Raw genomic sequence first — 1,697 nt, 5'->3', positions numbered from 1 at the left:
TTCTGGTTCCACAAAACGGAATCGCTTGATTACGCCGTGGTACTCGAGGGCGAGATTGTCGCGATGATGGATCACGGTGAGACCGTTATGCGGCCAGGAGACGTACTGGTACAGCGCGCAACGAACCACAGTTGGTCGAATCGTTCAGGGCGTAACTGTCGAATGCTGTTTGTCCTGTTAGCGCTGAAAGAAGGAGAAAAACTGTGAGAAAAATTATCATAACCGCCGCTATCACAGGTGGTGCTCATACGCCGTCGATGTCTCCTCATCTGCCGGTTACTCCCGAAGAGATTGGCGATCAGGCGATCGAAGCAGTAAAAGCGGGAGCGGCGATCGTTCATCTTCACGCCCGAAACCCTGAGGATGGTCGGCCCACTGGCGATCCTGAAATCTTCCGTCAGTTCGTGTCTCGAATTAAGGCCGAAACGGATGCCATCGTGAACATTTCTACGGGCGGTGGAGGCCCGGGAATGGCAATTAGCGAGCGTGCGGCGGCAGGTGTTGCGCTGCAACCGGAGATGTGCTCCCTGAACATGGGGTCTATAAACCTAAACCTTTCCGAAATGGCCAGCAAGGATCGAGAGTGGCGTTACAGTTGGGAAGTGGAACATCTTAATGCCACAAAGGATCTTGTCTTCCGCAATACTTTTTCCGATATCGAATGGATCCTGCGAACCATTGGGGATACCGGTACCCGCTTTGAGTTCGAGTGTTACGACGTCAGCCACTTGTACACGCTAAAGTATTTCCTGGATAAAGGACTGGTTAAGCCGCCGTTGTTCATCCAGACAATTTTTGGTTTGCGTGGTGCCATGGGGGCTCATATCGAAGATGTGATGCATCAGAAGCGAACCGCAGATCGTCTATTTGGTGATCAGTATCACTGGTCGGTATTGGGCGCAGGTAAAGACCAGATGCCACTAGCGACTCTCGCGGCCATTATGGGCGGCAACGTCAGAGTGGGTCTTGAAGATAGCTTGTACATTGGGCGCGGTGAGTTGGCGGTTTCTAATGCCGCACAAGTGCGGAAAATCCGAAGTATCGTGGAGCAGTTGGGATTTGAAATCGCTACGCCTCAAGAGGCGAGGGAAATGCTCGCGCTAAAAGGAAAGACAAATACTGCGTTCTAGATCCAGCTGGCCCACCAAGTGGCTGGGCATCCTGTAGATAAAGCGTTGACTCTGTTGTGAAATACAAATGCCGGCCATCAGGCCGGCATTGTATTTTGGAAACTATAACGATCTTCAGAATTTAGAGCCCAGCAATTCGCATATGTAATTGATATGCGATTCAGCAAAGGATTCGTCCAGAGGGGCGTGACCTATCATCAGGCGCATATAAACCGGCCCATAGATCAAGTCCATTAGCACTTCGACATTTGAATCTTTTGAAATGTCGCCGCTGTTTTTCCACTCTTCAAGCATCTCTCTGACGACTGCTCTGCGGCCGTAATGAAATCGCTCACGGAAGACTCGAAGAATGGCAGGATCAGATTGACCCTCGGCAATGATCTGAGCGACGAGCCGGCCAGGCCATCCCGAATACTGCATCACCAAAGAACGGAAATGATGTGCTATGGCGTCGCGTGGGCGCATTCCTCGAGGAAGCGTTGTTTTTACCAAATGCTGCTCAATAAACGCATCGATGACCACAGACGCCTTGGATTCCCACCATCGATAAATGGTCGCCTTACTGAC

At 51.1% G+C, this 1,697-nt stretch carries 3 protein-coding genes; 2 read left to right on the top strand and 1 reads right to left on the bottom strand.

What is annotated here, in order from left to right; genetic code table 11:
• Both ACXRVY_RS27535 and ACXRVY_RS27530 read left to right on the top strand, forming a co-directional pair.
• Positions 1–207 (top strand): cupin domain-containing protein (locus ACXRVY_RS27535; protein WP_458238783.1); only part of this gene is annotated, 207 nt, incomplete at its 5' end.
• Positions 204–1,130, top strand: a complete 927-nt coding sequence (locus ACXRVY_RS27530; protein WP_223457555.1) for a beta-keto acid cleavage family enzyme — start codon at positions 204–206, stop codon at positions 1,128–1,130. The genes ACXRVY_RS27535 and ACXRVY_RS27530, both read left to right, overlap by 4 nt.
• A gap of 114 nt (positions 1,131–1,244) precedes the next feature.
• Here the strand turns inward: ACXRVY_RS27530 and ACXRVY_RS27525 are convergent.
• The coding region (locus tag ACXRVY_RS27525; protein ID WP_458238782.1) for a TetR-like C-terminal domain-containing protein at positions 1,245–1,697 on the bottom strand (453 nt) is incomplete at its 5' end.

The sequence above is a fragment of the Pseudomonas sp. P5_A2_2 genome, assembly GCF_054177685.1.
Note: the sequence above shows the minus strand (reverse complement) of the source record. Positions and strands in the feature narration are given on the sequence as shown.